We start from the raw sequence: 6,153 nt of genomic DNA on the forward strand, positions 1-6,153 counted from the left end.
ATCTCCCCGCTGCCCGCTCCCGAACCCGGCATCGCGCCCAGCTCGGATGTGCCGGAAGGTGACCGACGATGACGCTCCCCGAGTCTCCCGAGCCGGGCGAGTTCGCTCCGCCGCCGCCACCTGCGGCCCCGGCGTCGACTGCACCGCCTGCGCCGCCTGCGCCCCCGGCGTCGACTGCACCACCTGCACCATCTGTGCCCCCGGCGCCGAGTGCGCTGCCGGTGCCCCCTGCGCCGCCCGCACCGCCTGCTCAGACATACGCTGCCCCCACGGCGCCCGCGGGATATCCGGCGCCGGGATACCCGCCTCCCGGAACCCCGGCACCCGGATACCCAGCCCCCGCGTACCAGGCACCTGCGTATCAGGCGCCCGGTCAACAGGCAGCTGCCGTGCCGCCCGGGTATGCCCCGCCGGCGTACCCAGGACCCGGTTATCCGTCGCAGACGTATCCCGCTCCCGGTCACCCCGCGCAGTTCCCCCCTGCGGTCGCGCCGGCACGCGGTCTGCTCCCGTGGGCGCTCGGCTTCCTGGTCCTCATCCCGTTCCCGTTCATCGGAGGGCTCGCGTCGGGCCTCGCGATGGCTGTCAGCGGGGGATCGGCGCGTCGAACCGGCGGACCCGCTGCGGAGAACGCGCGGTCGGCCTTGAACTGGGGACTGACCTACCTGATGGTGTCGACGGTGCTCCTCGTCATGCACTTCGTGCTGCTCATCACCGTGACCTCTCAGGGCAACGCCTCCACCGGGTTCTTCCCGCTGGGCATCCCCATCACGTTGTACTTCGCCGTCTCGCTGCTGCACGTCGTGCTCGTGATCATCGGCACGGTGCGGGTGTCTTCGGGAGGCGTCATGCGCGTCCCCTTCGCCATCCCCTTCGCGCGCGCCTGATGACGACGATCCAGGTCGATCTCCCGACGGGGCCGACCGTGGTCAGCGCGGACTGGTTCTCCGGCGGGAACGGCGCGACGGTGCTCGTCGCGCACGGTGCCGGCACCGGCAAGGACCATCCGTTCCTCACGGGGTTCACGGAGGCCCTGGGCGGACTCGGCTTCTCCACCCTGCGCTTCAACTTCCCGTATGTGGAGCAGGGGAGGAAGATGCCCGGGCCCGCGGCGCACGCAATGTCGACGTGGCGGGCCGCTGTGGCGTTCGCTCGCGCGCAGGAACCGGGAAATACGGTGTGGGCGACGGGTAAGTCCTACGGCGGACGCATGGCATCGATGGCCATCGCGGACGGTCTCGTCGTCGACGGCCTGGCGTACCTCGGCTATCCGCTGCACCCACCGGGCAGGCCCGAGAAGCCACGCGTGGAGCATCTGCCGGCCATCGCGGTTCCGCAGTTGTTCGTCGAGGGCACGAACGACCCTTTCATCCAGCCGATCTCGCAGTTCGAAGAAGCGGTCGCGTCCTGTCAGGATGCCCGAGTCGTCTGGATCGAGGGCGGCGGCCACACCTTCGAGGTGAAGGGACAGAAGCGTCCCGCCTCCGAGCTCGGCGCATCTCTCGCGCCGATCGTCGCCGAGTTCACACGCCGTTAGCGGCGAACTCGGCGACGTGCCGTGTCAGCCCTGTAGCTGGGCGATCCACGCCTCGACCTCGTCGGCCGTGCGCGGGATGTCCGCCGACAGGTTGACCGGGCCGTCCTCGGTCATGAGGATGTCGTCCTCGATGCGCACGCCGATCCCGCGGAGCTCGGCCGGAACCGTCAGGTCGTCGATCTGGAAGTACAGGCCGGGCTCGATCGTGAACACCATGCCGGGGGCCAGGATGCCGTCGTAATACATCTCACGGCGTGCCTGCGCGCAGTCGTGCACGTCGATGCCGAGGTGGTGCGAGGTGCCGTGCACCATGTACCGGCGGTGCTGGCCACCCTTGTCCGCATCGAGCGCCTCCTCGGCGGTGACCGGAAGCAGACCCCACTCGGCGGTGCGCTCGGCGATGACCTTCATGGCCGCGCCGTGCACATCGCGGAACCGCACACCGATCCGGGCTGCCGCGAAGGCCGCGTCCGCTGCTTCGCGCACCGTCTCGTACACGCGGCGCTGCACCTCGGTGAACGTCCCGGAGACGGGAAGCGTGCGGGTGATGTCGGCGGTGTACAGGCTGTCGGCCTCGACACCGGCATCGACCAGGATCAGGTCGCCGGGGGCGACCGTGCCGTCGTTGCGCGTCCAGTGCAGATAGCAGGCGTGGGGCCCCGACGCGGCGATCGTGTCGTAGCCCTCGCCGTTGCCGTCTTCGCGAGCCCGGCGGTGGAACACTCCTTCGACGACGCGCTCGCCGCGGGCGTGGGCGACGGCGGCGGGGAGCTCGCGGATGATGTCGTCGAACCCGTCGGCCGTGATCTCGACCGCACGGCGCATCTCGGCGATCTCGAACTCGTCCTTGATGAGGCGCAGCTCGGAGACGAACCGGGTCAGCGCGTCGTCCTCTTCGAGCACCAGCTCGCCCGCGACGGCCTCGAGCTCGTCCAGGTGGGCGGTCGCGATCTCGAGGTCGGCGGCGACGCCGGCCAGGGACGGGCGGGGGCCGATCCAGAACTCGCCGACCGTGGCATCGGCATAGAACTCGGTCGTCGTCCGGTCGGCACGCTCACGGAAGAAGAGCGTGATGTCATGTCCCGAGTCGGTGGGTGCGAAGACCAGTACCGAGTCGGGCTCCGCGTCCGACGCCCATCCGGTGAGGTGCGCGAAGGCGGAGTGCGCCCGGAAGACGTAGTCGGTGTCGTTGCTGCGCTGCTTGAGGGAGCCGGCGGGGATCACCAGGCGCTTGCCGGGGAACGCGGCCGAGACGGCAGCACGGCGGACGGCGGCGTAGGGGGCCTGTGCGCGGGGAGCCGGGAGGGTCTCCGGGCGCTCGGCCCAGCCGGTGGAGATGGTGTCGAGGAAGCCCTGGGGGAACGGCTGCTTGCGGTTCGTGGTGCTGTTCTCGGCCGATGCTTCGACGGTGGGTTCTGCGATCGTGTCGCGCTCTCCGGTGCTCATCCCTCCAGTCTGTCATCTGCAGGGAGTGCACGGGAGTTCAGCCGGCGGGCTCCAGCTGCACGACGAGCGCGCGGTGGTCGCTGCCGCCGGCGTCGTCGAGGACGACGGAGCCGGTCGGAGTCCAGTTCTGCGAGGCCATCACGTGGTCGATCGGCGCACCGGCGAGCGGCGGGAGCGAGCTCGGCCAGGTGCCGGTGACTCCGTTGCCGGTGCGCGCCGCCACGTCACGGCAGTAGCCGATGTCGCCGCCCTCCACGCCGAGACCGGCCATGTGGTCGATCGTCGCGTTGAAGTCTCCCGCCAGGATGAAGTCCCCCTGCGGGCACTGGTCGGCGATCCACTGCAGATCGGTCTGCCACTGCTGCATCTCTTCCATGCGCGGTGCGACCGCGTGCACGGCGACGATCGTGGGACCTTCGCCGTCGATCGGCATCAGGACGACGCTGGGCACGGAACCCGTGTTGCTGGTGCCGTCCTTCGCCGACTCGATGACGGAGTACTCGCCGAGGTCGGGGGCGACCAGGACCGTGGTCTGCCAGGATTGCGGTCCGTCCTGTACATCGGGGCGGAACTGCACGTGGTGCACCCACATCGGGTGCCCCTGCTCCCTCAGCATGATCGCGATCCGCTCACCGACCTCTTCGGTGGTCTCGGGCAGCGCGACCACGTCCGCGCCCTGGTCGAGGATCCGCTGTGCGATCACGTCGGCCGACACGGCCTCGCCCGCGGTGTTCCAGGTGAGCACTCGGACGCTGCTGTCGGTCTTCTCCGGAAGGGCGGTCGCTCCGAAGCCCCTGCCGGCTCCGATCAGTGCGGTGGCGCTCGCTCCCAGCAGGGCGACGATCAGCACCGACGCGGCGAACCCGCGAAGCGGACGCGCGAACAACAGCAGGAGGGCGAGCACCACGATGATGAGGAAGCCGCCGAGAACCAGGCCGCGGACGGAGACGAGCTGGGCGAAGGGATAGGTCTGCTCGAGGTGGAAGAACTGCGGCCACACCACGATCGCCGTCGCGATCGCGAGCAGGACGGTGAAGAGGATCCCCAGTAGTCGAAACATCCCCTCCAGCCTAGAAGCGCCGCCTGTGAAGTCCCTGCCCCGACATCCTCCGTGCGCCTCCGCGCCCGGCGACGGTCGCGCTCGGTACGCTCGGAGGATGGCCACTCCGTCCGCCGGGTTCACCGGTCCCGCCGACCTGCACCTGCACTCGCACCAGTCCGACGGCACGGAGTCTCCGGCCGAGGTGATGCGGCAGGTTCATGCGCACGGGATCCGTACGGCCGCGCTCACCGACCACGATCGCTCCACCGGGTGGGCCGAGGCGGGCGATGCGGCCGTCGCGCTCGGAATGACCTTCATCCCCGGCATGGAGCTCTCGGCCAAGCACGAATGGCGCAGCGTGCATGTGCTGGGCTACCTCTTCGACCCCGAGAACGAGGCCCTGCGCGCCGAGACCGATCGCATCCGCGGAGACCGGATCGGCCGTGCCGAGCGGATCGTCCGGAACATCGGCCGGGATTACGACCTGGACTGGGAGGACGTCGTCGCGCAGACGAACCTGGACGCGACGGTGGGGCGCCCCCACATCGCCGACGCGCTGATCGCCCGCGGTATCGTCCGCGACCGGACCGAGGCGTTCGACGGCATCCTGCACCCGCGCGAGGGGTACTACGAGCCGCACTATGCGCCGGATCCCCTCACCGCCGTACGTCTGATCACCCAGGCCGGGGGAGTGGCCGTCATCGCGCACCCCGTGACGTCGGGCCGCGACCGGATGATGCCGGTGCCGTTCATCGAACGACTGATCGCCGCCGGCCTCGGTGGCTTCGAGATCGACCATCGCGAGAACACCGAGGCCGGCAAGCGGAAGCTCCGCGAGATCGCCGACGAGCACGACCTCATCATCACCGGTTCCAGCGACTATCACGGCAGCGGCAAACCCAACCGTCCGGGCGAGAACACCACGTCCGACGAGATGGTCGCGCGGCTCATAGCACGCGGGACCGGCATCTCCCCGCGTTATCCCTGATCCTCGGCATTCTGTCGGTCATCTCCCGGCCGGCTGTCGACGGCGACCGATACCGTCCGAGGCATGCAGCGAGCGACTTCCCTGGAGCGGCGCGTCGATGCGATCGCTCACCAGCTCCTCCGCGGCGCCCCGGCGCACGGAATCCGCGCCGGCCTGATCGAGTTCGCGGTGTTCGTGCTGAAGCAGGCATGGGCGTGCATCTTCGGGGCGGCACTGCTCGTCGCGATCGTCGCAGCGCGGCTCTGGTACCCCGACGATGCGGCGCTCGCCCGCAACGATGCGCTCACGATCGCCGCGGTGCTCATCCAACTCGCGATGCTGGCCTTCCGGCTGGAGAGCGGTCGAGAGCTGTGGGTCATCGTGCTGTTCCACATCACCGGCACCGTGATGGAGTTGTTCAAGACCGATGTCGGATCGTGGGCCTACGCCGCGGACGGCTTCCTGCGCATCGGCGGGGTGCCCCTGTTCAGCGGCTTCATGTATGCCGCGGTCGGGTCGTACATGGTGCGCGTCTACCGCCTCTTCGACCTGGGCTTCGAGAGGTATCCGCGTCGGTGGATGACGGCGATCCTCGCGGTCGCGATCTACGTCAACTTCTTCGCGCACCACTGGTGGTGGGATGCGCGTTGGGTGCTGCTGGTCGGCGTCGTGCTGCTGTGGCTGCCCACCGTCATGCACGCCCGCGTGTGGCGTCGCACGATCCGGCTACCGCTCCTGGCCGTCTTCGCTGGCGTCGCCGTGTTCATCTATCTCGCCGAGAACATCGGCACCTGGGCGGGTGCGTGGGCGTATCCGGACCAGGCCGAGGGCTGGCAGCCGGTGTCTCCGAGCAAGCTGACCTCGTGGTTCCTGCTGATGATCATCTCGGTCGTCCTCGTCGCGTGGGTGTATCCGCCGCAGGTACCCGCCGCGTTGCTGCAACGTGGGCAGGCCGCTCAGGCACCGGTGTGATCCGGGTACACGACGAAGGGCGCGTGAACCGGACGGTCGTCCGCTTCACGCGCCCTTCGTGAGGTGCTGTGGTCTGTCAGGCTCCGGTGACCGGAGCCGCTCCTGCGCCGGAACCGCCGCGACGACGCCGGCGACGACGGGCCGGGGCCGGCTTGCCGTCGTGGTGTTCCTTGCCCGCACCATCGTGCG

Annotated in this window: 7 protein-coding genes; 4 read left to right on the forward strand and 3 right to left on the reverse strand. The window is 69.6% G+C overall.

Annotated elements, in window-relative coordinates:
* Positions 1 to 258, reverse strand: a 258-nt coding sequence (locus GZ67_RS20980; protein ID WP_036330109.1) for a hypothetical protein, incomplete at its 3' end; no start/stop codon positions are given.
* Positions 259 to 389: 131 nt separating this feature from the next.
* Between GZ67_RS20980 and GZ67_RS19610 the strand changes: the two genes are divergently transcribed.
* On the forward strand, positions 390 to 887 hold the full coding sequence (locus tag GZ67_RS19610) for a DUF4870 domain-containing protein (RefSeq protein WP_036303414.1): 498 nt from the start codon (positions 390 to 392) through the stop codon (positions 885 to 887).
* Positions 887 to 1,537: an alpha/beta hydrolase family protein gene (locus tag GZ67_RS0104515; RefSeq protein ID WP_029262047.1), complete on the forward strand. Its 651-nt coding sequence runs from the start codon at positions 887 to 889 to the stop codon at positions 1,535 to 1,537. The genes GZ67_RS19610 and GZ67_RS0104515 overlap by 1 nt, the downstream gene beginning before the upstream one ends.
* A gap of 24 nt (positions 1,538 to 1,561) precedes the next feature.
* On the opposite strand, the gene GZ67_RS0104520 is transcribed toward GZ67_RS0104515, so the two are convergent.
* A complete protein-coding gene (locus GZ67_RS0104520; protein WP_029262046.1) occupies positions 1,562 to 2,983 on the reverse strand; it encodes an aminopeptidase P family protein in 1,422 nt (473 codons plus the stop codon).
* A 37-nt stretch (positions 2,984 to 3,020) separates the two neighbouring features.
* Entirely contained in the window at positions 3,021 to 4,043 is a 1,023-nt protein-coding gene (locus tag GZ67_RS0104525) for an endonuclease/exonuclease/phosphatase family protein (RefSeq protein WP_029262045.1), read from the reverse strand.
* 97 nt (positions 4,044 to 4,140) lie between these two features.
* Between GZ67_RS0104525 and GZ67_RS0104530 the strand changes: the two genes are divergently transcribed.
* Together GZ67_RS0104530 and GZ67_RS0104535 are read left to right on the forward strand one after the other, a co-directional pair.
* On the forward strand, positions 4,141 to 5,013 hold the full coding sequence (locus tag GZ67_RS0104530; protein WP_029262044.1) for a PHP domain-containing protein: 873 nt from the start codon (positions 4,141 to 4,143) through the stop codon (positions 5,011 to 5,013).
* 63 nt (positions 5,014 to 5,076) lie between these two features.
* Positions 5,077 to 5,964 (forward strand): DUF817 domain-containing protein, encoded by an 888-nt coding sequence (locus GZ67_RS0104535; RefSeq protein ID WP_029262043.1) that lies wholly within the window; start codon positions 5,077 to 5,079, stop codon positions 5,962 to 5,964.
* The last annotated feature ends 189 nt before the right edge of the window (positions 5,965 to 6,153 follow it).

The organism is Microbacterium sp. Cr-K20, from assembly GCF_000708325.1.
GTDB lineage: Bacteria > Actinomycetota > Actinomycetes > Actinomycetales > Microbacteriaceae > Microbacterium.

What these genes read in the sequence shown, in the direction of transcription:
- GZ67_RS0104515 (WP_029262047.1), top strand. Translation starts at nt 887, where the DNA reads ATGACGACGATCCAGGTCGATCTCCCGACGGGGCCGACCGTGGTCAGC.
- GZ67_RS0104520 (WP_029262046.1), bottom strand. Translation starts at nt 2,983, where the DNA reads ATGAGCACCGGAGAGCGCGACACGATCGCAGAACCCACCGTCGAAGCA.
- GZ67_RS0104525 (WP_029262045.1), bottom strand. Translation starts at nt 4,043, where the DNA reads ATGTTTCGACTACTGGGGATCCTCTTCACCGTCCTGCTCGCGATCGCG.
- GZ67_RS0104530 (WP_029262044.1), top strand. Translation starts at nt 4,141, where the DNA reads ATGGCCACTCCGTCCGCCGGGTTCACCGGTCCCGCCGACCTGCACCTG.
- GZ67_RS0104535 (WP_029262043.1), top strand. Translation starts at nt 5,077, where the DNA reads ATGCAGCGAGCGACTTCCCTGGAGCGGCGCGTCGATGCGATCGCTCAC.